25 protein-coding genes are annotated in these 24,044 nt (G+C 45.2%); 9 read left to right on the forward strand and 16 right to left on the reverse strand.

From position 1 onward, the window contains the following. Positions 1-80: 80 nt before the first annotated feature. From H6F63_RS09135 to H6F63_RS09155, 5 genes are all read right to left on the reverse strand, one after another. Positions 81-2,129, reverse strand: coding sequence for a thioredoxin domain-containing protein (locus H6F63_RS09135; RefSeq protein ID WP_190636720.1), 2,049 nt, complete (start codon positions 2,127-2,129; stop codon positions 81-83). Next, a complete protein-coding gene (locus tag H6F63_RS09140) occupies positions 2,077-2,268 on the reverse strand; it encodes a hypothetical protein (RefSeq protein ID WP_190636722.1) in 192 nt (63 codons plus the stop codon). Before H6F63_RS09140 ends, H6F63_RS09135 begins: the two co-directional genes overlap by 53 nt. After that, entirely contained in the window at positions 2,268-3,065 is a 798-nt protein-coding gene (locus H6F63_RS09145) for a hypothetical protein (protein WP_190636724.1), read from the reverse strand. Before H6F63_RS09145 ends, H6F63_RS09140 begins: the two co-directional genes overlap by 1 nt. Positions 3,066-3,168: 103 nt before the next feature. Further along, complete coding sequence (locus tag H6F63_RS09150) at positions 3,169-3,468, reverse strand: hypothetical protein (protein WP_190636726.1); 300 nt, start codon at positions 3,466-3,468, stop codon at positions 3,169-3,171. Between the two features lie 26 nt (positions 3,469-3,494). Further along, the gene (locus tag H6F63_RS09155) at positions 3,495-3,653 is read right to left on the reverse strand and encodes a hypothetical protein (RefSeq protein WP_190636728.1); all 159 of its coding nucleotides are present in this window, start codon (positions 3,651-3,653) and stop codon (positions 3,495-3,497) included. A gap of 248 nt (positions 3,654-3,901) precedes the next feature. Between H6F63_RS09155 and H6F63_RS09160 the strand changes: the two genes are divergently transcribed. Next, entirely contained in the window at positions 3,902-4,474 is a 573-nt protein-coding gene (locus H6F63_RS09160) for a hypothetical protein (RefSeq protein WP_190636730.1), read from the forward strand. Between the two features lie 115 nt (positions 4,475-4,589). Here the strand turns inward: H6F63_RS09160 and H6F63_RS09165 are convergent, their stop codons facing one another. Further along, positions 4,590-6,308, reverse strand: a complete 1,719-nt coding sequence (locus H6F63_RS09165; protein ID WP_190636732.1) for a DUF3352 domain-containing protein — start codon at positions 6,306-6,308, stop codon at positions 4,590-4,592. 346 nt (positions 6,309-6,654) lie between these two features. Here H6F63_RS09165 and H6F63_RS09170 point away from each other — a divergent pair, with 346 nt between their 5' ends. Together H6F63_RS09170 and H6F63_RS09175 are read left to right on the forward strand one after the other, a co-directional pair. Beyond that, a complete protein-coding gene (locus tag H6F63_RS09170) occupies positions 6,655-7,665 on the forward strand; it encodes a TIGR00341 family protein (RefSeq protein ID WP_190636734.1) in 1,011 nt (336 codons plus the stop codon). Between the two features lie 54 nt (positions 7,666-7,719). Further along, complete coding sequence (locus H6F63_RS09175; protein WP_190636736.1) at positions 7,720-8,223, forward strand: hypothetical protein; 504 nt, start codon at positions 7,720-7,722, stop codon at positions 8,221-8,223. Positions 8,224-8,320: 97 nt separating this feature from the next. Here H6F63_RS09175 and H6F63_RS09180 read toward each other — a convergent pair whose 3' ends face one another. Next, the gene (locus H6F63_RS09180) at positions 8,321-8,614 is read right to left on the reverse strand and encodes a hypothetical protein (protein WP_190636737.1); all 294 of its coding nucleotides are present in this window, start codon (positions 8,612-8,614) and stop codon (positions 8,321-8,323) included. 136 nt (positions 8,615-8,750) lie between these two features. On the opposite strand from H6F63_RS09180, the gene H6F63_RS09185 reads away from it, so the two are divergent. Together H6F63_RS09185 and H6F63_RS09190 are read left to right on the forward strand one after the other, a co-directional pair. Further along, positions 8,751-9,740, forward strand: coding sequence for a helix-turn-helix transcriptional regulator (locus H6F63_RS09185; protein WP_190636739.1), 990 nt, complete (start codon positions 8,751-8,753; stop codon positions 9,738-9,740). 8 nt (positions 9,741-9,748) lie between these two features. Further along, positions 9,749-10,393, forward strand: coding sequence for a Uma2 family endonuclease (locus tag H6F63_RS09190; protein ID WP_190636741.1), 645 nt, complete (start codon positions 9,749-9,751; stop codon positions 10,391-10,393). Positions 10,394-10,453: 60 nt separating this feature from the next. Here the strand turns inward: H6F63_RS09190 and H6F63_RS09195 are convergent, their stop codons facing one another. Then, a complete protein-coding gene (locus tag H6F63_RS09195) occupies positions 10,454-11,188 on the reverse strand; it encodes a Uma2 family endonuclease (RefSeq protein ID WP_190636894.1) in 735 nt (244 codons plus the stop codon). Positions 11,189-11,563: 375 nt separating this feature from the next. Here H6F63_RS09195 and H6F63_RS09200 point away from each other — a divergent pair, with 375 nt between their 5' ends. Next, entirely contained in the window at positions 11,564-12,544 is a 981-nt protein-coding gene (locus H6F63_RS09200) for a folate-binding protein YgfZ (protein WP_190636744.1), read from the forward strand. On the opposite strand, the gene H6F63_RS09205 is transcribed toward H6F63_RS09200, so the two are convergent. Further along, the gene (locus H6F63_RS09205; RefSeq protein WP_190636746.1) at positions 12,545-12,838 is read right to left on the reverse strand and encodes a (2Fe-2S) ferredoxin domain-containing protein; all 294 of its coding nucleotides are present in this window, start codon (positions 12,836-12,838) and stop codon (positions 12,545-12,547) included. Between the two features lie 33 nt (positions 12,839-12,871). Between H6F63_RS09205 and H6F63_RS09210 the strand changes: the two genes are divergently transcribed. Beyond that, on the forward strand, positions 12,872-13,078 hold the full coding sequence (locus H6F63_RS09210; RefSeq protein WP_190636748.1) for a hypothetical protein: 207 nt from the start codon (positions 12,872-12,874) through the stop codon (positions 13,076-13,078). Positions 13,079-13,293: 215 nt separating this feature from the next. On the opposite strand, the gene H6F63_RS09215 is transcribed toward H6F63_RS09210, so the two are convergent. The 3 genes from H6F63_RS09215 to H6F63_RS09225 all read right to left on the reverse strand — a co-directional run bounded on the left by H6F63_RS09215 (position 13,294) and on the right by H6F63_RS09225 (position 15,753). Next, a complete protein-coding gene (locus tag H6F63_RS09215; RefSeq protein ID WP_190434728.1) occupies positions 13,294-14,268 on the reverse strand; it encodes a cysteine synthase A in 975 nt (324 codons plus the stop codon). Positions 14,269-14,402: 134 nt separating this feature from the next. Beyond that, the gene (locus H6F63_RS09220; protein WP_190636750.1) at positions 14,403-14,987 is read right to left on the reverse strand and encodes a Uma2 family endonuclease; all 585 of its coding nucleotides are present in this window, start codon (positions 14,985-14,987) and stop codon (positions 14,403-14,405) included. Between the two features lie 127 nt (positions 14,988-15,114). Then, complete coding sequence (locus tag H6F63_RS09225) at positions 15,115-15,753, reverse strand: peroxiredoxin (RefSeq protein WP_190434735.1); 639 nt, start codon at positions 15,751-15,753, stop codon at positions 15,115-15,117. A gap of 227 nt (positions 15,754-15,980) precedes the next feature. Between H6F63_RS09225 and psbU the strand changes: the two genes are divergently transcribed. Both psbU and nadB read left to right on the forward strand, forming a co-directional pair. Further along, positions 15,981-16,424, forward strand: coding sequence for a photosystem II complex extrinsic protein PsbU (gene psbU / locus H6F63_RS09230; RefSeq protein WP_190434738.1), 444 nt, complete (start codon positions 15,981-15,983; stop codon positions 16,422-16,424). 91 nt (positions 16,425-16,515) lie between these two features. Next, the gene (gene nadB / locus H6F63_RS09235; protein ID WP_190636752.1) at positions 16,516-18,210 is read left to right on the forward strand and encodes an L-aspartate oxidase; all 1,695 of its coding nucleotides are present in this window, start codon (positions 16,516-16,518) and stop codon (positions 18,208-18,210) included. A 79-nt stretch (positions 18,211-18,289) separates the two neighbouring features. On the opposite strand, the gene H6F63_RS09240 is transcribed toward nadB, so the two are convergent. From H6F63_RS09240 to btpA, 4 genes are all read right to left on the reverse strand, one after another. Further along, a complete protein-coding gene (locus tag H6F63_RS09240; protein ID WP_190636755.1) occupies positions 18,290-18,649 on the reverse strand; it encodes a hypothetical protein in 360 nt (119 codons plus the stop codon). A gap of 642 nt (positions 18,650-19,291) precedes the next feature. After that, positions 19,292-21,448 (reverse strand): CHASE2 domain-containing protein, encoded by a 2,157-nt coding sequence (locus H6F63_RS30925; RefSeq protein WP_190636895.1) that lies wholly within the window; start codon positions 21,446-21,448, stop codon positions 19,292-19,294. 207 nt (positions 21,449-21,655) lie between these two features. Next, complete coding sequence (locus H6F63_RS09250; protein ID WP_190424275.1) at positions 21,656-22,633, reverse strand: vitamin K epoxide reductase family protein; 978 nt, start codon at positions 22,631-22,633, stop codon at positions 21,656-21,658. Positions 22,634-22,755: 122 nt separating this feature from the next. Continuing rightward, the gene (gene btpA, locus H6F63_RS09255; protein ID WP_190424277.1) at positions 22,756-23,598 is read right to left on the reverse strand and encodes a photosystem I biogenesis protein BtpA; all 843 of its coding nucleotides are present in this window, start codon (positions 23,596-23,598) and stop codon (positions 22,756-22,758) included. Positions 23,599-24,044 lie beyond the last annotated feature (446 nt).

Below are 24,044 nucleotides of genomic sequence, written 5' to 3' on the forward strand. Positions count from 1 at the left end.
ATTGGGAAGAATCTTAGCCAGTTCCTAGTTCCTAGTCCCTAGTCCCTAGTCCCTAGTCCCTAGTCCCTAGTCCCCAGCCCCTACCCCCTAGTTTGGCTTTGCAAAAGTTGCTCCCACATCTGATCTTGGGTTTGGGCGGGTTGCAGACAAGTTAGCCCTTGACAAACTAATCCCACCGCCTCTGATGGCATCACCTCTGCATTGCATACAGTTGTGGGGAGGTATTGAGCGATCGCGCTGGCAAGTTGGTTAACTGTAGTGCGAAGCAGCGTACAGTGAAGATACCAATCCAGCCCGGTAAACAAACCTGGACAAGCTTGCGGCGATCGCTCCATTATGCTGCTAAACGCTTGTAATGTTTGCTCTGCCCGATCGAGATATTCCAGATTTTCGGTGAGCATAGCTAGACGCACTAAGTTGGCGATCACTATCCCGTTCGGCGCTGGTGTAGCATTATCCACATAGCTGCGTTCTCGCACGATTAAATCGCTACTGGCATCCTTGGCTGTGTTATAATATCCACCCAGTTCCACACTCCAAAGAAATTCGTCAAACTCTTCTTGCAACTGTATCGCTTTCTCCATCCAAAAACGAGCTTGAGTCACTTGATGCAAATCTAGCAGCGCTTTGATAAACAGGGCGTAATCTTCCGACTGCGCCAATACGGATGGACAGCCGTCGTAGTTGAGGCGGTGGAAGCGTCCGTCAACAAATTGGCGATCTAAGATGAAGTTGGCAGCGCCGCCCGCGAGAGACAAATACTCTTCTTTGCTGAATACTCCGTAAGCTCTGGCTAAACCCGAAATCATCAGGCTATTCCATGCCACAATCATTTTAGTGTCGGTGACAGGTGGAATCCGTCCCGGCCAATTTCCAGTTTTTGCCTCTTGGTTGTTGCGGGCTGGAGGAAAAGTTTCCAATCCTGCCTTGGCACCATAACGAGCTTCAAACAGCTTTTCTAAACCTGCTTCTAGTGTTTGAGTCAGTTTCCCTGGATGACGGCGCTGCAATACAATTTTGCCTTCAAAGTTGCCTCCCGGCGTCACTGTAAACTGTTCTTGAATTTCTGCAAATTCTTGGGGAGTTAGCAACTGAGCTATTTCTGGGTAACTCCAAATGTAAAACGCCCCTTCTTCGGGTTCTGCCTCTTCTGGAGTGGTAAAATTATCCGCATCCTGAGCAGCGTAGAAGTAACCTTCGGGTGCAGTCATTTCGCGTTTCAGCCATTTTACTGTGTGCGCGATCGCTCTCTCAAATGCCGCTTCCTTTAACCCAGCACTCCACAGATTCGCCAAATACTCGACAATTTGCCCATTGTCGTAAAGCATTTTTTCAAAGTGTGGCACCGTCCAAGTAGGATCGACTGTGTAGCGGTGAAAGCCGCCGCCTACATGGTCGTAAATTCCCCCCAGTGCTAAATCTAATCCTCGCTTGCTGCAAGCTTGCTTCGGATCTGATTTGGATTCAAAATTAAATCGGACACCCCGCAGCGCCAACTCCGTATAGGGTATCATCGGAAAACTCGCACCTTGTCCGTCGCTGTCAATTATTCCGGCGCTAGTTTCCAAACCTCGGCGCAACAAGTTTTTATCCAACCCCTGCGTCTCTACTCCCGTTTGCAATACAGCTGCTTGCTGCATATAACCGAGAAGTTCTTCTTTGAGACTTCGCATTTTTTCGGTTTCGGTGTCGTAGTGGCGGCGAAGCGCTTGCAACACTTGCAAAAATCCCGGTCGTCCATAGCGCGGTTCTACGGGGAAATATGTACCGCCATAAAAAGGCACCAAATCATCAGGCGACAGAAAGATATTCAAAGGCCAACCGCCTTGACCACTCATCATCTGCAACGCCTGCATATAAATACTATCAATGTCAGGACGTTCTTCCCGGTCTACTTTAATCGGGATAAAATTGGCATTTATATACTGCGCGATCGCGTTATCTGAAAACGCCTCTCCTTCCATCACCGTACACCAGTGGCAGCTGGAGTAACCAATCGAGAGCAAAATTGGCTTATTCTCAGCCTTTGCCTTTTCTAAGGCTTCTTGACTCCAAGGCCACCAGTCTATGGGATTTTCAGCGTGTTTGCGGAGATAGAGGCTCGATTCTTGGGCTAGGCGATTGCTCATAAACGCTAATTGCAGCACTCGGTCTGACAACGGTTTTCACCTTTAGCAGTTTAGCGTGAGGCATCAAGCGATCGCTCCATCTTGCGTCGTATCCTGTTAGATTGTCTTTGGTGGTAGACGCGCCTACTCGCGATCGCATCAATTCACTGAGCCTTTTATCAAAGCGTTATTTTCATTAAATTCTATATCGCTTATTTTTAATTGCCCTAGTTCCAATTCCAACTTTAGTCTTTCTTTTATTTTATCTTCAGAAATCCCCAGCCTTTGGGAAAGTTCTGATATCGTCAAGCTCAAGTTTCCCAGCTTTATTCTTGTATCTTCCTCAAATTTTAACTGACCATTTTCTACCTTAGGTTTACCTTCCATGCCAATATAAACATCTTGATTTTCTAAAAAAGGGAAAGTTTTAGTTATCTTTTCTACAAAAACTTTTTCCCTTTGCTCTAGTCGGTCTTTGGGAATCTCAGAAACATTTATTACCGCTCCACTTTCTAGATTTCCATCTTTTATGGTTGTATTAAAACCTTTGGTTGTTTCCAATACTTTACTATTTGGTGTATTTTCTGCTACCGATGAAACCACCAACTCGTTGAAATCCTTTTCGCTTAAGTCTATTTGTATAGTTCTACTATTTTCTTGGGTTTGAGGATTTTTCGTTGCATCAGTATTAACTTCATATCCATCAACCCTGGCTAATTTAGGGCTAACTTCTTGACGAGCATTAATGCTGTCTTCTATTTTAGTATCAATCTTTTCTTGTAGTTTAGTTTTTACTGCTTGTACTTCTACTTCATTAGATAGGTTAATTAATTTATCGCTACTTACTCCTTTAGAAACGTACCAATCCGGGAGCTTTGTTGCCTGACTCCAAAAGTAATAAGCAACAGAAGCAGAACCCAATATTAGTAATAAAAATGCAATTAAACTTTTTTTCATATTTAAACTCCACTTGGCTAAGCCGCACTCGTCATGAAAGCGATAGGTTGACCAGCCTTTACTAAAGTTTACAACCTCTTTAAGATTGCTATATCGTCACTAGCTAACAACTAATGACTTTTGCCTTTGCAAGATAACATTTTTTTTGGTAAAGTGCATCATGAAAGCGCTGTAGGTACAAAGAAACGAAAAACTCAATTTCTTTGCGGGCGCTGTGTTGCATCTGTATAGGAAGCGTGTGCGCGATCGCTGCAAAGGATTCGGTAACACTTTCGAGTAAATCAAAGATTTCTTCTAGAGGTGCATCCTGATATTGGCGCGATCGCAAAGCAAGTGCTAATGTGGGCATTAGCTCAATTTCTTGTTGAGCTAACGCCTCTAAATCTTTAAATTGTGGTGTCATTTAGCGATTCCTTGATTAATTAAGTCTCAGTTTTTGAGAAATTGATCCAGCAAACTCGCTATTGGCTTTGAAGTTCTCCCGGACGGCAATTGATAAGTCGTCAGGTTTATAGTAGGTTGGTTAAGTGCCGCAATTACGTTGAGAGACAAGGTGATCGCGGCGGCTTGGAGAAGTCTTTTTAACATTGGCAACCTCCGTCCATCGCAGGGTAAATATTACGATACGATGTTGTGAAGCGATCGCACTTCGTTCTATCGATTCACCCGATTGGGTGATTATTGTTAAAGTCAAAATGCCAGCGTGACTTCAGTCGCTACCCTTGTACAGTGTGGGTGTATTGCAGATTCACCTGATAGCAGGATGTATTAAACATTCTCCAGCCAGTAGCCTATCCCTTACAATATCTCTGCACAAGGCTACTGTGCGAAATTTTATGTCATCCTACAACAAAGCTGGCCTGATATTTGAAATAGGTCTTGGTGTTGCTCTTCTTGGTGGGATGAGCGTTTACGCTTACACTGAAATACAAGCTGAACAAAGCCAAGAAACGAATTTAATTAAGATGCAAAGTCCGTCAAGTCCTTTGCAAACTTCTCAAGCAAAAACCATTTTGGCAGAAGTTGAAAATCTCAAAGCTGCGGGAAAATTTGAGGAGTGCATTGTACAAGCCAAAACAGCACTTAGTAATTCAAACTATTACGCCGATGCTAATGCGCTAACTCAAGAGTGTCGATTTGAGTGGGCGAACCAGTTAGCAGCATCTAATAATTATAAAGAAGCACTTGTTAAAGTTGGCAGAATTTCACCAAGCAGCGAATGGCATACAAAAGCTCAACCGTTAATCGCTGAATGGGCAAAACGTCTCAATCTTACTGGTGATTGGTGGCTATGCAGTGCTTTGGGAAACTCAGAAGTGACAAATAAGCCCAGCCAAGTTGAGTTTTATAAAAATAGCAATACTTGTTATGACCCGGCATTAGAGTGTTACTGCCAAAAAATAAATTAGCGATCGCTCTTATAAATTTAAACTCCTTATTTGGATATTGCCAGTAGTCAGTGGCCAGTATTTCGTGGCAACTGACCGCTGACAAAAAACAATAAAGATGTGCAGCTTCCTAAAATTAGGGCGAAGCGGTGGGAGATGCTTGGGGGCTACTTTGGGGAGTAGGAGAAATACTAGGTTTTCCAGAATTACTGGGTTCGCCAATTTTTTTCGTCCGCACAAAGATGTCAAAACGGCTAGAGCGATCGCTACTAATCCCAGCTGTTACTCCAATGGAGCGAATCGCATTTGTAAATATCTTTTGATCGGGCGAAAATTGCGGCAGTGCCAGATTTCCAGTATTAATCGTGCGGTCAACATCGATGAAGAAGCTACCATTTTTGGCATTAAGTTCTGTTGGCATCCCCTGTTTAAATAACTCACTGTCGGAGAGCATTGCTTGTGGTTGCGGAACGATGGTAGTAGCAACAGGTGCGCCCAAGGACAGGAAGGCAACATTTCCATCTAACCAGCCGTGAGTTGCGGCTAAACCACCCAACTGCGATGTCCAGTTGACTACTGGTTGATTATTCAAGCTTCCCTGTTGCACCTGGAATTGGTATTGGCTTGCCATCACCTGATCTATTTGCTGGAGGGATTTTTCCGCACGAGAGCGATCGCTTGCTTGCACCATAAATATCACCCCAGCACCTAAATTTGAGGGAACTCCTTTAGGTGCGGGAATTAAAGCCAAGCTAAATTCGCCTCGCATCCAAGGCAGCAAATCTTGCTCTAAATCTAGACCAAGTTGAGACTTTATCCCAGCTTTCAGGGCTTCTGGATTGATCGGGATAATCGGATTTGATTGAGCGCCCTTGACGTAATCTTGCCATAACCGCTCTAAATTGCCGCCAGAAGTCATCATCAGCGTGTTTTCTGGCAAGCGGCGGGACATAATTTTGGCATTGTTTTCAACAGCATACTTGTTTTCGCTGTTCGGCTTCAACCAAGAAACCCCTTTAAAAAGAATTCCCTCTGGTTGCAACATCACCGATGTTGCTAAACCCTGCTTTTCTTGCAAAGAAGCGAGGTTTTGGGAAGGAAGCGATCGCGCCGAATTTGCTGCGGCTACAGCAGTAGCAACTGGCACATTAAAATATAATCGCGCAAACGGATCTGTGGCCCGAATCCTACCCAACGCCTCCGAGTAACCTGGAGTAGTCCCCAAAGATGCTGCACCTTTGTAGGTATCGATTATGCGCTCCGTCCCTTTAGGATCGGTGCTGACAACCAAAGAACGTTCTAGCAGAGTTGTGGAAAACTTCTGTGCCGCACCGCTCGGCGTTTCTCTTATCTTAATTCCCTTGTAATCGCGTTCAACAAACTTGTTCGCGGTTTGCGGTCTGGCTCTTTCCAACACTTGCTTTGCTTGCAAGGGATCGTTAATTGGCAGCACCATCACCACCGATTGTTGACCAACCGGAATCGCATTCGGGGATTGCGGTGTTTCCGGCGGCAAAAAAGCGATCGTGACTTCTTTACCCACCCAAGGCTTAATATCTTGCTGATAGTCGTAGCCGTTGGCAGTGAGGAGATTTTTTTCCAGCTGTTGCAGCTGTTTGGCAAAGGCAGCTTGGCTTTGCGGAGTGCCATACTCCCGCAGTTGCTGCCATTGCTTTTCATCAGTAGAAACTGACACGGCAAAGAGCGCATCCTGAGGAACTAACTTGGCACCTTCTGGGACATTACCCCGTAAAATATTTTGCTGCACCAGCAGCCAGTAAGCCAATGCGCCGCCCAGTAGCAACGCACCAGTTCCCAAAGCCAGAATTAGGGGACGTTTATTTTTCTTAAGCATGAAATTCAGACAGGCTATGCAGTGCCATTGCCAATTTAGCAGGGAATGGGGAAAGGGAAATGGGGAATCGGGAATCGGTAATGGGTAATTGCTACTACCAATTACCAGTTACCTATTATCAATTACCTCACTGCTCATTTCTACCCTGAGAAGTAGTTACATTTTACCGATGGATGGTGATTATGGTATTTCATTTCAATACCATCGCACTTTTGGCGCGCTTTGGGTGTCATAGGATTTAGACCTTTGCCTGCGGATATACACCAATTTAGGGAGAAGTTTACTAACTATACAAGCATTGGCTTAACCTCGTCTTTGAGTAAAATTCTATGGGAGTGTTTTCAATTTGTTAAGAAACATTCAACAAGATTGGCTGAAATATCGCCGATTAAGAAAATCGGCACAGCGAAATATAACTCAGCTGCGAGAAGGGCTATTGGAAGAATCCACAATAGACCTGAACTATATGGTATTGATTGTTGGGTCTTGCGCGATCGCTACTTTCGGACTCCTGACTAACAGTGCTGCGGTAATTATTGGGGCAATGATTATCGCCCCGTTAATGTTACCCATTCGCGGCTTAGCTTTTGGCGCATTAGAAGGCGATATTCTGCTGTTTCGCCAAGGGTTAAAATCAGTAATTGCGGGTACAGTTTTAGCGATTGTTTTAGCATTTCTTCTCGGTTCCTTTGTCGGACTGCCAGAATTTGGCAGCGAAGTGCTATCTCGCTCTAAACCGACTCTGCTAGACTTAGGAATTGCCGTATCTGCTGGGGGAATCAGCGGCTTTGCCAAAGTTCAGCCAAAAATTTCTGGTACTTTAGCTGGGACTGCGATCGCAGTCGCACTTATGCCCCCCGTTTGCGTCATTGGCTTAGGTCTTTCCCAAGCTAATTGGTCGCTCAGTTTCGGTGCAGCACTGCTGTACATGACAAATTTGTTGGGCATTACTCTAGCTTGCATGCTGACCTTTTTAGTATCAGGCTACACCCCATTAAATCGCGCCCGGAAAGCCCTAAGTTGGACTCTGGTTTTTACAGCAATTCTCCTAGTTCCTTTAGGTATCAGTTTAGTACAATTAATCAGACAAGCCCGACTAGAAGCAAGTTTAAAACAAGCACTGCTTAAAGAAACCATTACCTTTCAGCGAGTAGATTTAATTAAAACTGAGTCTAACTGGTTAACTAACCCACCAGAAGTTTATCTCACAGTTCGCGCTCAGGAAGTTTTAACACCCAAACAAGTGCTGCTACTGGAAGAGTTTGTCGAGCAAAAAATGGGTCAACCTTTTACATTAATTTTTCAAGTTAGTCAAGTCAAAGATGTACGGCGAGAAGTCCCAACCTCGTCACCTTAACAGCCTGAGCCTTGAACAATCTTTTATCCAACTTTTTTAATCTTCCATAAAATAATGCAACCAAAATTCACAGATATTACCAGTTGGGGGCAAGCGGAAATCTTGATGCAGCCAGCCTTCATCCGCATCATTGACCACATCCGCAAACATTTAGATCAATCAACCTGGAAAGGAACTTACAAAGAAGTGCTAATTTGGTCTGGGGGGACATCAGAAGAAACTAAAGCTGCTTTTACTGCTTTGCAGCAACAACTCGCCACAGCTTCACCAGAAGAAGCGTCTGTAATCGAAAATGCTTTAGCTGATATGCCAAATCCCTATCCTGGTTATCTGCTTTGTTTGCAGCAACAAGACCGCGAAGTTAGCGTTGATTTGTGGGAACTGTGCTATCAAGTTTGTTTTCGCAATTATAATCAAGCGACCCATCAAGAAAATGCAGAAGTAGAGATTGATACCAGCTTAATTGAAGAAGACACTGGTGATGTAGACTGGAACCTTTTGGATGCTAAAGCTAAGCATCTGGTGGAAGAAATATTTGTGAATTTGCCAAGTAGTTGAAAATCTCTAAAGCCCGCAGGCTGAAGCCTAGATGCTCCACAAACAAAGTTCACCTACGCGGGCTAAGAGGAGGAAAGATAGCGCGATCGCTTTTTCTTCAAGCAGCAGTATCGTCAGGGAGATTATTCATGCTAATTGCGATCGCGTCGCCGTATTCGTTTAAGCCAGTAGTTTTTGGCTGTGTTTTCAGTTTGCAGAGAAATTCTTCCATCCCCGGTATTTCCAACTGATCGAATGTGGTTTGAATTTGTGTATTATTAGCCGAAATCTCGGAGATGGGTTTTGGGTTCATCTTGGTAGTTTCTGGCTGCGTTTCCAGATTGGCGAGAAATTCTTCCATACCTGGTATTTCTAACTGGTGGAATCTGAGCTGACTTTCTGTAATTTTCATTTCTTTACTCAAATGCTTCTGTGAATATCATGCTCAGAACGCAGCTACACACGACAATGGGCATCTGTTATCCTAATTTCAGTACGCAAAGTACGCAGAGTACGCAGATAATAAAATATGCGATATTTTGAAAGATATGAATCGTCAGCAGTTCAAAGAAACACTGGAAAAGCTGGAGCTGCGGAACCCTCGTACAGTCGAGGTATTGCGAATGGTGTTAGCTAAGTGTACAGATGCCGAAATTGCTAAGTCTCTGGATATCCATCAAGGAACTGTACGCAAGCACATCGAAAAACTTTATGCCGCCTTCGGCATCAAAAGTAAATTTGAAGGCGATCGACGGTCGAAACGCGGTGATTTACGTGAGCCGTTCGCCCAGTACAAGCCTGAGTGGGTAAGCGATTATCCTTCTACTGTCACAAATAACGTTAGCAACGAACAGGAACAGGTAAACCAGAACAGTGTATGCGTCCCAGTTTCGTTAAGCATGAAAAAGAGTGAAGCCGGAGAGTATTTAATGTCTTTGGCTACAAGGATACTGGAGCAATCAGGCTTCGACCAAAAGTTTAAAGTTTGTACAACATCTGAATATATAGGTTATCGGCTGAAAAATACTAACCAAAAGGAAATATTTCAAGGTTATCAACTTGTTTTATCCCCATGCAGAGAAGGCTTACATATTTATGTAAATGACGACCTATTAACTAAACATCTGCTATTTCTACGCTTTTCAGCAGATGTCGAAGAAGAACGAGTTCACGGACGTAAGGTGACGTATTCCGGTATAAGAGAGAGAGTTCTATGGGTACGACCTAGTAAAGAGGATATCTTCTTGGAGATATCCTTGAGATATAAATCCATTATGCACGGCGAATCAGTAGGTGGGTTTAATCTCGATCAACTTAGCAACGTTGATTGTGATTACGAAGAGATGAAGTCTTTTCATAAATCTTTTTTAAATTCTATAGATAATAGCGAATGTTGCCTAGATGTCCAATTAAATGATAGGACTTTTCGGAAGACAATTTTGGTAATTATTAGTTCAAGTGAAGTTTTAGCAGAATTTATAAATTTCCTTCGTGAGTGTGTTTTTATTAATAACAATAAAGATGAGAGATACAAATAGTTTCAATTATGAGTAAACTACAAATAAAAAAAACGACAGATACTTGGGTTGTAGCCAGTTGGAATGAATATATCCAGGCGATTGAAGATCCGCAACTAGAAAAAGCGAAAGGCTATTACCACAATGGACAATTGAGGATAGAAATGTCACCTATCGGCTCTGACCACGCCAGCGATCACACTATTATTATCTTTGCCGTTAACCTGTTTGCTACCCTCAAAGGCATTCCTATACATGGACGGGATAACTGTACCTATAGAAAAACAGGTGTTCAAGAAAGTCAACCAGATGTGTCTTATTATATTGGTGAAAATGCCGATGTAATTCCTTGGGGAACATCAATCATCAACTTAGACCAGTATCCAGCGCCAGATTTAGTGATTGAGATTGCTAATACTTCACTATCTGATGATATCGGGCAAAAACGGCTGCTGTACGAAGATTTAGGAGTAGCGGAATATTGGGTGGTGGATGTTGTGAACATCAGAATTATTGCTTTTACCATCACATCGGCTGGGGGAAGTCAAAGAATTACTGAGTCTCAAGTGTTGCCGGGATTAGCGATTTCGGTGCTAGTGGAAGCTTTACAGCGCAGTCGCCAAGAAAATCAAAGTTTGGTTGGTGCTTGGTTATTATCCCAATTTCAACAATAATCATTTATTGATAGTAGATAGAGCGCGATCGCATTCTCATCACTAAACGCGATCGCTTCTTCAAGCTTCATCCGGCTCAATCCCCAATGCCCTCAATTGTGCTGCCAATTGCTCGGCACGTTGTTCAGCTATCTGTCGCCTTTGAGCCTCCTGCTGTGCCTGTTGTTCAGCCACTTGTCTTGCTTCTTCTGGGGATAGGTACTTTCTCCCATCTTGGTCATACCAATACAGCCACTCTCGCGTTATTCCCCAATAAGTTCCTTGTTCCCGCCCAATTCCTAAACCAATCTCCGGCATCCACACGGGTTCCCCCGGTTGCCGAACATAAGCTCCATCAACTAGGCGATACACCTCCAAAAGGTCGTGTCTATCGCGCTGGCTGTATTCAGGGTTGTAGATTGCATAGTACAACACTCCTAGTTGGGCATATTGGGCGGCTTTGTTGCCGTACTCTCCTCCGTAAGTGTGAGAGACAATTTCTAATACCCAAACAGGTACAACGTTATTTTCTTTCCAGACAATGTAACTCAAACGTAACTTGTCACCCTTCAACCGCTCTACCCCTAAACTGAGGAAGCCATCGGGAACAATTGGGATTCTGGGATTGGTTCCTGTTGTATGGTAAATTCCCATATCTACAGCAAAAAACCAGTCCCTGCGGTCTTGCCAAATGAAGGCTAAAATCGCTCCTAATAAGTTAGGGATTAAATTTTGCAGTTCATTATCCACAGGAGTATCGTCAGAACAAGGTAGTTCTTCCTCTGATGGAAGTTGTAGCGGATCGTACTTTAGCATGGCAGCTACTCTCTTACGGATTAAAGTTTGCTGGCTCACAAACAAAACCTTAATTTGCTGTCAGTCCGTGCAGGCGAACTTGGTTTATGCGGTTGCGACTTTACAGCGTTTCTCAGTTTGTGGAATATATCAGGGTTCGGGCGTCCGGTCTACCTTGGTAGGGACATGGCATTGCCATGTCCTTACAGATGTATCGTACCCAACCCTGGAATTGCTATAGTTGTCTGGTATTTTGACAAGCAGTTTACTGACTGTATGTTAGCTTCATATTGAGTACAACATTGAAGCCAATCAGCCTGATTTGATAAGATTTTCAAGTCAAAGAACCTAGCAGGAATCCTAGGTAAAAATCGAAACTTATTAGCAACAATCACCATGCCAACATCGACAATTGACGGCAACGAAGCAGCAGCTATCCAAGCGGTGCGGGACTCTGTTGCTGTGTGTGATCGCTCTCACTGGGGACGCATCCAAGTTTCTGACGATGACCGCATCCGATTTTTGCACAACCAGACGACCAACAACTTCCAGTCACTCCAACCAGGACAAGGTTGCGATACAGTTTTTGTAACATCGACGGCGAGAACTATTGACTTAACCACTGCTTATGTGATTGAAGATTCTGTACTGCTGCTGGTTTCACCTTCTCGCCGCCAGCAATTGATGCAGTTAATGGATCGCTACATCTTTTTCTCTGACAAGGTGCAATTAAAGGATGTAACGGAAGATACCGCTACTTTCAGCCTGATTGGGCCGGGAAGTGATGCCCTAGTAGAAAAGTTGGGTGCTGGTGCAATTATTGGGAAACCTTATGCCTCGCACCAATTGTTTGAGGATGTGCGGGTTGCTGTAGGTAGCGGTTTGGCAACGTCGGGATATACTCTTATCCTAAATGCTGGTAATCGCGAGAAGCTGTGGGAGAAAATAATAGAAGCTGGGGCAGTTCCGATGAGCGATCGCGTCTGGGAACACCTGCGAATCGAACAAGGACGACCTGCGCCTGACTTTGAACTAACCGAAGATTATAATCCCCTAGAAGCTGGCTTATGGCAGACAATCTCTTTTGAGAAAGGCTGCTACATCGGACAAGAGACAATTGCCCGTTTAAATACCTATAAAGGAGTCAAGCAACACCTTTGGGGAGTGCGACTAAGCGCACCCGTAAAACCTGGGAGTGTGATTACCGTGGGAGAGGAAAAAGTCGGCAAACTCACCAGCTACACCGAAACCGAACAAGGTTCCTTTGGATTGGCATATATACGCACCAAAGCTGGTGGCGAAGGGCTGAAAGTGCAGGTCGGGGAAAGCCAAGGTGAGCTTATTAATGTGCCATTTGTAACTCACGATTACGTGTAATTACTGCTTAACCTTCCGATAAATCATGGATGCGATCGCTCGTCCACCCCGCAAATGTCGTTCCACCACCGCCGGGACTTCATCGGGATGGACGCGACTATACCAAACGTGTTCCGGAAGCACCAGCACCATCGGCCCATTGCCGCATTGTCCCAGACATTGACTACCAGTTACAGTAATGCCAGGAACTGGAAGTGCCTGAAATGCTGCCAAAACCTTAACCGCACCCAACTTGCGACAACTGCGGTTCTGGCAAACTAATACTTCGGTGGGTGATACATTGCCCTCAAACATCTGTAATTTCAAGCCACGCTAATCAACATTTGTATGGGCGTACAAAGTTACCCCCATACAAATGTTGGCTTAATTGCTATACGTTATTTATGGCTCTGTGGTTTCAAGTTTTGTGAATTGGATATCTACCTATTGGTGGGAATCATCAAACGCTGGGAACACTTGCATTCAACCCAACAAATGCTCATGGGTGTTAAGTTTCGCATTCTCCGCCCCAACCTGCGATCGCTAACATGGTAAAAAATCAAACAATCTTGTCTTAGCCTCCTTGAAAAGCAGGAAGCAGGGTGGTTTCATACAACCCTTAGAAAATATCGAAAATTGCGATATTTTGTAGGGGCATGGTAATCAAAAAGCCCCTACCGCCAACCAGAATCAACGTTACAGAATTTTCTTTTAATAAATGAAACCACCCTGCCCCTTGAAATGCGGGTAGGGGTTGGGGGTTAATTTATTTAATCCGGTGAAAGTCCCTTCGATGCCAGCCATTCCTGATTAAATAGCCGCGACTGATACCGCGAACCACCATCACAAAGCAACGTAACAATGGTATGTCCTGGCCCCATCTGTTTAGCCAGTGCTACGGCGGCGGCGACGTTAATCCCCGTAGAACCGCCCATAAACAGCCCATCTTTCCGCAGCAGTTGGTAAACCACTCGCACAGCCTCAGTGTCATCAATGCGGATGGCATCATCAACCGGGACACCTTCCATATTCGCCGTCACGCGACTGTTGCCAATGCCTTCGGTGATGGAACTTCCTTCAGTTGTGATTTCGCCCGTCTTGACATAACTGTAAAGTCCACTACCCATTGGGTCTGCCAAAATAGTTTTAATCGCCGGATTTTGGTCTTTCAGGAACATCGACACGCCCGCGAAAGTGCCGCCCGTACCCGTCGATGTTACCCAAGCATCGATTTTACCGTTGGTTTGTTCCCAAATTTCTGGCCCCGTAGTTTCGTAGTGGGCGCGGCGATTTGCCAGATTATCAAACTGATTCGCCCAGATAGCATTCTCCATTTCGGACGCAATTCTGCCTGAGAGTTTCACATAGTTGTTGGGGTCTTTGTATGGTACGGCGGGAACGGTGCGGACTTCTGCGCCGAGTGTTTTTAGGGCATCAATCTTTTCTTGAGATTGGGTGTCTGGGATGAAAATCAGGCATTTATAGCCTTTAGCGTTGCAAATATGGGCTAGTCCAATACCTGTATTTCCTGCGGTTCCCTCAACTACTGTACCGCCGGGTTTGAGTAAGCCTTTTTCTTCAGCGTCTTTGATGATGTAAAGCGCGGCGCGGTCTTTGACGGAACCGCCGGGATTGAGAAAGTCTGCTTTTCCCAGGATTTCGCACCCAGTTTCTTCACTAAAGCTGTTTATCCGAATCAGCGGCGTATTGCCAACCGCATCGACAAATCCATTTTTGATATCCATTCTGAAATTACCTGAGTTATTCTCTATAAAAATTTTGGCTTATATTAGGTGTTTAGATAGACGCTTGATTGGAAAGCGCGATCACTCGTTTACGACAACCAGAGTAGGTAAGCGTTGCGGTACTATTTTGGCTTCTACCAAATTTTACTCATATTCAGGACAAATCCAGGTAATACGCGATCGCCACTAACTGTAGCCGGATTATCTAGACATTCCACTTCTTCACCCGGACGATAAATATAAACTTGGCGGTTTTTCCGGTCAATCAGCCAGCCTAACTGTACTCCTGGCTCTTGCATATATTCCAACATCTTTTCTTGCAAAGGCTTAAGATTATCAGAATGCGACCTGAGTTCAACTACAAAATCTGGACAGATGGGAGCAAACCTTTGCTTTTGTTCGGCTGATAAAGTATTCCATCGTTCCAGTCTGATCCATGACGCATCAGGCGAACGTTCTGCCCCTGTTGATAGTTTAAATCCAGCACTTGGACTAAAAGTTATACCTGTGCCATCTTGTTCTGACCAAACCCATAGCTGTCCAAATATATTACCTTCTCTGTTTCCTGTCTCTGAGCCTGTCGGAGGCATAATCACCAATTCTCCAAATTTATTTCTTTCAATGCGTAAGTCACGATTAACTTGACAGAACTCAAAAAAATCGTCATCTGTCATTTGCATTGAGGGCGGAATTCTGACAACTAACGGGGATGAAAGCATAGTGTATGCGTCTATTTCCTAATGGAGATGATTTCAATGGTAGTGCGATCGCTTACTTTTCTCTACCCTTTAACAAAGTAGGGTGAGCAATGCCCACCCTACAAAATTTTACCTTTTTACTTTTGCCTTACTTGTCCGGTTGAGGAGTCATCCGCAGATACGGTTTGATTTCGGTGTAACCTTTGGGGAATTTCTCTTTTAACACTTCTGGATCTTTCAGAGATGGGACGATTACACAATCACCTCCCTCTGTCCAGTTAGCAGGAGTAGCGACGCTGTAATGGTCGGTCAGTTGCAGAGAATCAATCACTCGCAAAATTTCATCGAAATTGCGCCCGGTGCTGGGGGGGTAGGTGAAGGTGAGACGCAGCTTTTTCTGCGGATCGATGATGAACACAGAACGCACCGTTACTGTGTTAGCAGCGTTGGGGTGGATCATGTCGTAAAGGTCAGAAACCTTCTTATCCGGATCTGCAAGGATTGGGTAATTCAAACCAACATTCTGAGTTTCTTCGATATCGCCAATCCAGCCTTTGTGAGATTCTACGTCATCCACGCTCAAAGCCAGTGCCTTGACGTTGCGCTTGTCAAATTCCGGCTTGAGGCGGGCGACTTCACCGAGTTCAGTGGTACAAACGGGGGTAAAATCGGCAGGGTGGGAGAATAGCACTACCCAGCTATCGCCAGCCCACTGGTAAAAGTTGATATTGCCTTCACTAGAATCTTGAGTGAAGTCGGGAACCTGGTCGCCTAATCTAAGAGCCATATCCGCTTAACTATCTTGAGGAACAATCTTTTATCTTGCCACAAAACTCCGGTTCTCCGATCGGATTTTAGCTCTTTATTAAGATTTGGTTAGACTACAAGCCTGCTAATGGTTTGGGAGTCTCAAGTATCCCCATGCTGCCATAAGATGAGAAAATAGAAAACAAAAATTAAACTAATAGAGGAGATAATATCCTCAAAGATGCTGTGTTAGGAGGATGGAAGACTATGAAACGATTGGTTCGTCTAGTGAGTGTGTTGGCTTTGTTGGTGAGCTGCCTGGGATGGCTGGGGCTGACCCAAAATGCGTATGCAGCCGATTTGACGGGCGTAACACTGCGCTCTTCATCGGTATTGGCAGCAGTTGAGGCTCCCCTAGAGAAGCTACGGAATCGCGCGGACGATAAACTAGCCACTGAATTCGGTAAAAAAATCGATTTGAACAATACCAACGTGCGGGCTTTTCGGCAATATCCCGGAATGTACCCGACATTGGCTAGGAAGGTTGTCGATAATGCTCCATACAAGAATGTGGAGGATGTCCTGAAAATTGCCGGGCTAAGCGAAAGCCAAAAAGAACGGCTGCAAGCTAACCTGGATAACTTCACGGTAACGGAAGTGGACGAAACCTTTGTCGAAGGTGGCGATCGCTATAACAACGGCTACTACTAAAAACCACGTTAGTAGGTAAGCCGTTTTAATAACCCACTCCTCTAGGGGAGTGGGTTATTTATCATTAGTGGAAGTAGCAAGGAAATTTTCGTTGAATCCAAAAAACTTTGATTCTTTACCGGAAATAAATATCCCCACCCAGTTTGATGTCCTAGTAGTAGGTGCTGGTGCAGCTGGACTCTATGCAGCGCTTTGCCTACCAGAATCTTATCAAGTGGGCTTAATTACCAAAGATAACCTGCCCCTTTCTGCCAGCGACTGGGCGCAAGGTGGCATTGCAGCAGCGATCGCTCCCTCTGACTCACCGATTTTGCACGTTGAGGATACGATGTTCGCTGGTGCTGGGTTGTGTGACTTGGAAGCGGTGAAGTTTCTCGTAGAAGAGGCACCTGATTGCATCGCCTCTCTGGTGGATATGGGTGTCGCCTTTGACCGCAAAGGAAGCCAACTAGCTATGACTTTGGAAGCGGCGCACTCTCGTCCTCGCGTACTTCATGCTGCTGATACAACGGGTAGGGCAATAATTGTTACTCTGACTGAGCAAGTCCTAAAGCGAAAGAATATTCAGGTTATATCTCAGGCATTTGCTTTGAGTCTGTGGCTTAATCCCGAAAGCAAGCGGTGTCAGGGAATTAGCCTTGTCTATCAAGGTCATGTAAGCTGGGTACGAGCGGGTGCTGTGGTGCTGGCGACAGGCGGCGGCGGTCAAGTATTTGCTCAGACGACTAACCCATCTGTGAGTACGGGAGATGGGGTAGCGATCGCATGGCGGAGTGGTGCTATCCTCCGCGACTTAGAATTTGTCCAATTTCACCCCACCGCCTTAACTAAACCGGGTGCGCCTCGTTTTCTGATCAGCGAAGCAGTACGCGGCGAAGGCGCTCATTTGGTAGATTCGGTCGGGCGACGATTTGCCTTTGATTATCACCCCGCTGGTGAACTCGCCCCTAGAGATGTGGTCAGTCGGGCTATTTTCAGCCACTTACAGAAAATTGCCGCCGATCCTTCTACAGGTCACGTTTTCTTGGATTTGCGCCCAATCCCCGAAGAGAAAATTCGCCACCGCTTCCCGAATATTATTCAGGTTTGTCAACGCTGGGGAATTGATGTTTTTCGGGAACCGATTCCCGTTGCGCCAGCTGCTCATTATTGGATGGGAGGTGTCGCCACCGATTTGATGAACCACACCTCAATCCCCGGTTTATATGCTGTCGGAGAAACAGCAAGTACCGGAGTTCATGGTGCTAATCGTCTCGCCAGTAACTCGCTGCTGGAATGTTTGGTGTTTGGCGCTCAACTGGCGAAGCTGGAAATAATCAAGGATGATTATTCAAAGATAAATGAAGAATTAATTCATCCTTCGCTCAACATCCTAGATCCTTCAGATATAGAGAAAATTGCCACTTTGCGGCAAGAGTTACCACGCTTAGTATGGCAAAGTGCTGGAATTTGTCGGTCACAGGAAGTTTTAGAGGATGCGATCGCGCAAATAGAAGTTTGGCAACAAGAATTTGCTGCCCTTTCTTTGAGTCAGTACCTGCTAAATTTAACCCCCGGTCAAACTGTCAGCTTCAATTTACCTGACGCCACCTCATCTGTACGAACCTGGGGAGAAACCTATAACTTACTAGATGTGGCATACCTCATCCTGAAAAGTGCTGCTTTTCGCACCGAAAGTCGAGGAGGACACTACCGAACTGACTTCTCTGAAGTCTTACCAAGCTGGCAAGTCCACACCTTAGTTCAAAAAAACCGTTTGTGGAAATCGTCTTTATTAAAAAACTAATCCCAACAAAACACAAAACAAATTTCTTTCTTTTAACTTTTGCCTTTTTCCAACCAGACGCTGCGCGCTGTGGCTTTCTTTAGCGTCTTCCTCCACCTTGGGTCGTGCTGGGGCCACCATTATCACCTGGATCGTAGGGCTGTTCTGCCCCCGTTTCCACGGCAGACTTCAGCGAATTTTTAGCATCAGCGTCAATCGACAAGCTGTTTGACTGGCTATCGGTAGCCACAATGATATTTACTTTTGCGGCAGCTATCTGAGGGATAAACAATTGCAACCCTATTAGTAAAGTTGCTATTCCTGTGAGTTTGCGGCATTTACTCATAACACCCGTTATAGTTCCTAAACTTTTGGATGGAGCGCCACTTTTGGAAGTGTCAGTATTATCAGTATATATACCGATGACAGAATCCGGTGGCATTTTTAAGAAATATTTCATTTACATTCTTTTCATAAAAGATAGTTCTTTTATAAAGATTCTGTAAAGTTAGAAATGGTTAAAGTCAACTCGTCTAAAGGTATACAAGTTGTTCTATTGCTTTTGCACTCTCAAATTCTGAGAGCGAAATCTCAACCCAGATGCTGATGAAAGATGTTTAGCATTTCAGTATTTTCAACAATAGTAATAACCACTATTCCGGAGTAATAACCACTCTTCCGGAAATTTATAATAATCTAAATTTTTATCTTCTTCAGGAAAAAACCTCTTTACCTTAGTGAAGACAATTACACATCTATCTTTAAGATGTATTTAAAAAACTTATATTATTCTTACATATTGTTGATTGAATTAAGAGGATGCTCCCAAGGGTAGATTTTGCAAAATTCCGCGTTTTCGCGTTCCTGTAAGAACACAGCACTCAATACTTCTCGGTTAGAAAAAATTTTAGTAGCGCGTCCAGGCTACTGCTTGGTTTCACATAGTCGCTTATCCGAGAAGTATTGACACAGCACTTGCACGTATATAGGACTGGCAATGCTTACAGCGATTTAGTGTTGGCGCTTACAGGGAAGCGCCAAACATGAGCGTTTCCCCTTATAAAGCACCTCAAATTCCGCATGGCAGCAGGAACCGGAAAACTTAAGATAATACAAATTGATTCCGACCCTGTTCTTTAGCACGGTACATAGCGGAATCGGCATTTTTAATTAACGTATTTAGCTCATTACTATCGAGGGGATAGACGCTAATACCTATACTGACCGTTACGAAAACGGTATCTCCATCCAGCACGAAAGCGCGCGAGAGAGTTTCTAGAATCTTTTCTGCTACTGTAGCGGCATCTTGCACTTTCTTAATAGCTGGAAGAATCACCGTAAACTCATCGCCCCCCAAGCGCGAGACGGTATCGCTGCCGCGCAAGCAAGCCTTTAGCCGTTGGGCTACAATTTTTAGCAGCAAGTCGCCCTTATCATGTCCGAGGCTATCATTAACCTGCTTAAAGCCATCCAGGTCAAGAAATAGAAGCGCAACCAACTGGTTATTGCTATTAGCCCATTGCAGAGACTGATGCAAGCAGTCGTGGAAGTGTTGCCGGTTGGGTAGGCCTGTTAGCGGGTCGTGATAGGCAAGATGACGCAACTGCATTTCTTCCTGTTTTAGTTCAGCGTTATCACGGGTCAATTCTGCTGCTGTTCGCTTCAGTTCTTCTTCCAACTGCTTGCGCTCAGTAATATCGCGAATCACACCGACTAAAAATATATTGCCAGCAGCATCTTTGTGAAGCGACCTTTTGGTGGCAATCAGATGAGTATTTCCCAAGGCATCGGTAAATTCCTCCTCATTTTCCTGCTCCTTACCAGTTTGGAAAACCCGTTCGTTGTTCTCCCAAAAAACATCAGCTTCGTGTTTAGAGAAAAAGTCATAAGGGGATTTCTCAATTAATATTTCCAGGGGATAACCGCTGAACTTACAATATGCTTGATTTAATATAATCCAGTGATGTTCTGTGTCTTTGACAAAAATTGGGTCAGGAATAGTATTAATCACTGTCTGCAAAAAGTCTTTAGAGCGTTTTAATTCTTCCTTGAGATAGGCTAGATGACCTGTGATGACAAGGGCAGATCCATTTAACGCCAGCAAAGGAGGAATAATAGGTATCCACCAACCAATTAAAAAGGCGAGATAACAGATACCAATCAGACCCGTACCCGCCAAAAACATACTGATAACCGACTTTTTGGGAAAAGGCAATCGCCAACTAACACTGGCACCAATCCAGCACCAGCCGAAAATCCACAAAGCTTCTACTAGGTCAGACCAGGTATTGATTAAGGGGCGTCCATCGAGGGCGGCGGAGAGGATTTGACTTAAGAAATCGGCGTGCAACTCAACGCCAGAAATGGGCTGTGCGGCCTTGACGAGATTATTGCTGTAAGGGGTGTAGAAGAAATCCTGAAGGCTGGAGGCGGTTGAACCAATCAAAACAACGCGATCGCGCAACAAGCCAGGTTCTACGCGGTTGAAGAGAATGTCTGACATGGAGACAATCCGAAAGCTAGAGGGCCGGCGAAAGTTTGCCAAAATCTGATATCCTTTGGCATCAGCCTGCACATAAGCACCGTCAGTGGACTCAAAGCGGCGAAACACAGCCTGACCCATCTGCAAATACCTGGGATTAACCCGCGATCCTTTGGGGGTAATGCCTTCCGCCTTGAGATAGATTAAAGCCAGTTGGAGCGCAAAACTTGTATGCCGTTTGCCATCCACGTGCCAATACAGAAGACTGCGGCGTACCTTGCCATCAGGGTCAACGACAACATTATTAAAACCAAATTGGTTGTTCACCTTCAGCGGCGGTGGAGGTGGGACACCTAAGCTTTTTTCATCTGGAAGTAGTTCTATCCCTATCAAGTTGGGGATGGTTTCACAAGCTTTGATAAATTCCCTATAACCGGGTTTGACTGGCAGATCGCGATAAATATCTAGTCCAATAGCGCGAGGTTTGAAGGCATTTATTTTCTGCAACAAAGTTGCCATGACAGCATCAGGGATGGGCCATTGTCCCACCTGCTGCAAGTCTTTTTCATTAATTTCGACAATAACTATTCGCTCGTTGGGAGATTCTGGGGGACGCAGACGAAATACTTGGTCTAAAGCAGACAATTCCCAGGACTGCAAAAATCCAGCAAAACGCAGAATGATAACGCAGCTCGCTACAGTCGAGGAGGTAAGTAGGACTCTGCGCTCTTGATGGAACCATTGCCTGAGTCTTGCCCATAAAGTTTGTTTCACTATCTGGGTTGGCTGCACGATTTTGCCAAAAGTTCAATTTTCTTATATAGACTATGGTGCTATAGCTTGATGGAATAGTGGTAGGAATATCTGTATGAGCGATCGCTGCAAAACTTGCGCCTCCAATAGCAGCCCTCCCTTGCCAGAGCTAGAAGCATTTCTGGCTCTGGCATAGCGGGCGGTTTACCAGGCTTCTAGACACAAACTTTTTTAAGGAGCGGGCCAAGAATAATTGAAATTACGGGGGCCTTGATAGCCGGATAGATCGGCTAGTTTCTCCAAAGATTGGACACCAGCGACAGGTTGACCCTTAATTTGCCAGGTTGGGTAGCTTTTAATCCCAGCACTGACGCAGGCATCTGGCTGTGCGTTTTTTCCATCAGCAGCACACTCAACTAGGCCGAGTTCATTGAAACCCTCTTTACCAAACAGCTGCTTTTGCTGGTAGCAATGGGGACACCAGTAAGCGCTATACATCTTGGCTCCAATTTGGTTGAGATGACGCGCCAGAGCAATTTCAGCAGGGCCGGATTTGGTGGTAACTTCCCAGCCAATCCCAGGCTGGGGCGAACCCACTGGATTAAGGATTGCACTGGGATCTTGATTGGGAGCTATCGGGTTCGTCGCCAGCGATGACTTTGTGCTGGCATAGACACCCAGAGTGCCAATTAGCGCCACCATGCCAACCACAATACCAGTAAAGAAGAGTTGCCCGATATCTTCCCAGGCACGACCTATCAGCGTCAGCACCAACAGGCTAAAGGAGAACAAGGCGGAGGCAAGGCAATACAGACAAACGGCTTTAATTTCAAATGCCAGCAAATACAGTAGATAGCCGCTGAAAATGGTCATGGCAGTGCCACCAGCAAAAAGCAGCAGCCAAGTCCAGTTATCTAGTTTCGAGTGCAGGTCTTTCTTTTCGGCTGGGTTGACTGCCATTGGCGCTAGGGCGAAAGCCGCCATACCGATATAAGCCAGCAAACCAAACAAAGTTAGAGGTACACCAAAGACGGTTGCGTAGGGACTGGAGAGGACTTGTTCGCAGCCGGTGGTGGGACAAGCGGCTGCACCTCCTGTTAACTTAACAACGGTAAGATAACCAGTTACTAAGGCACCTAAAAGAGCGATCGCAGCTATTAGAAGGCGCGACCAGCGATGAATCCAAGGAGTAGAACGTCGGCGACTCATATCAGTAATGAGGTATGAGGACTGTAAGCGCAAGCTGAGGTATTAAGACGTAAAAAGTTTTAGTTGTTGTTTTTCGGGTTAATACACAACTAAAAACTAACAATTGATTTCACAACTAACAACTACAAACTGACAGAGGAAACTGACTTTTGTTCCGATTTTGCTGGAACGCTGCGTCGGGTTGCTTCCACAAATTGGCTAACGCGAATCGGGTCAATCGGCTGCTCAATTCGCCCGTGGCGCTTGAGAGAACTGGAAACTATTACGCCGTCTGCTGCTTGCATCAGCGTCGAAATATTTTCCCAGCTGGCTCCACTGCCAATAAATACTGGCGTGCCATTGGCTGCGGCGCTTGCCAGTTCCAAGTCTTCGAGAGTGGGCGGGCTGCCTGTCGCCCAACCGCTGAGGATAACACCATCTGCTAACCCTCGCTCGATTGTCTCTTGTACGGCTGTTGTTAGATTCGGGGAACCCAATGGGCGACCATGTTTTACCAAAACGTCTGCCAAAATTTTGACATTGCTGCCTAGTTCTCGACGGTAGCGCAGCAGTTGATGCGCCTCTCCCTCGATCAGTCCTTGGTCGGTTGCCATCACGCCTGTGAGGACATTGACCCGGATAAAGTGGGCTTGGACGCAGGATGCGATCGCGATCGCGCTATGAGCATCATTGCGTAACACATTGATCCCCACTGGTAGTGTTACCAAATTCATCAGCCGCTGCACAATCAGGGTCATCGCACTGACAACAGCTGGATCTACCTGGTTTTTCGTAAAAGGGGCATCAAAAAAATTTTCTACAATAATGCCGTTCACGCCCCCAGCACTCAGCGCTGTCGCTTCTTGCTCAGCCCGATCGATAACCGCTTTCAGGCTTCCCCCCCAGCGAGGGGATGTCGGCAGCGGCAGAAGATGAACCACGCCAATAATTGGGTTCGGTGTCTTGAAGATTTGATTTAAGTCCACTTGTCTACCTGAAAACACCGACGAATTTTTGCCACACCTGTAGGCTAACCTCCAGCGTCTGCAAAAATAGTAGTGAAATGAATCGCACCTCGGATGATGCCTCTATAGAATTTTATCTGTTTAAGCGGGTCTACCCCTTGATCATTTTTGATCGCCAGTAGCTACTAGATTGGAGCATCGATTGAAAGTAAGGCTCCTTGGGGCATTCTTTTAAAATCTCTACCCTTGTCCACAAGGCAGGGTAGGGAGCTTCAACTAGAATTAGCTCTTAACCCCTTGGGGAAAGCAAATCAAGGTACTTTCTCACCAAGGCTAATTGCATTTCCACGATCTGCCTTTTTCCTCCCAGTCTGGCACACTTGGCTAGGTAGTACACCGCTGTGCGTTAAATTAAGTTACAATATTTTAGCCTTGAACGAACTAACAAATTTTTTTCCTACAACTTT

Origin of the sequence: Trichocoleus sp. FACHB-40 (assembly GCF_014695915.1) — a bacterium.
GTDB lineage: Bacteria > Cyanobacteriota > Cyanobacteriia > Cyanobacteriales > FACHB-T130 > Funiculus > Funiculus sociatus.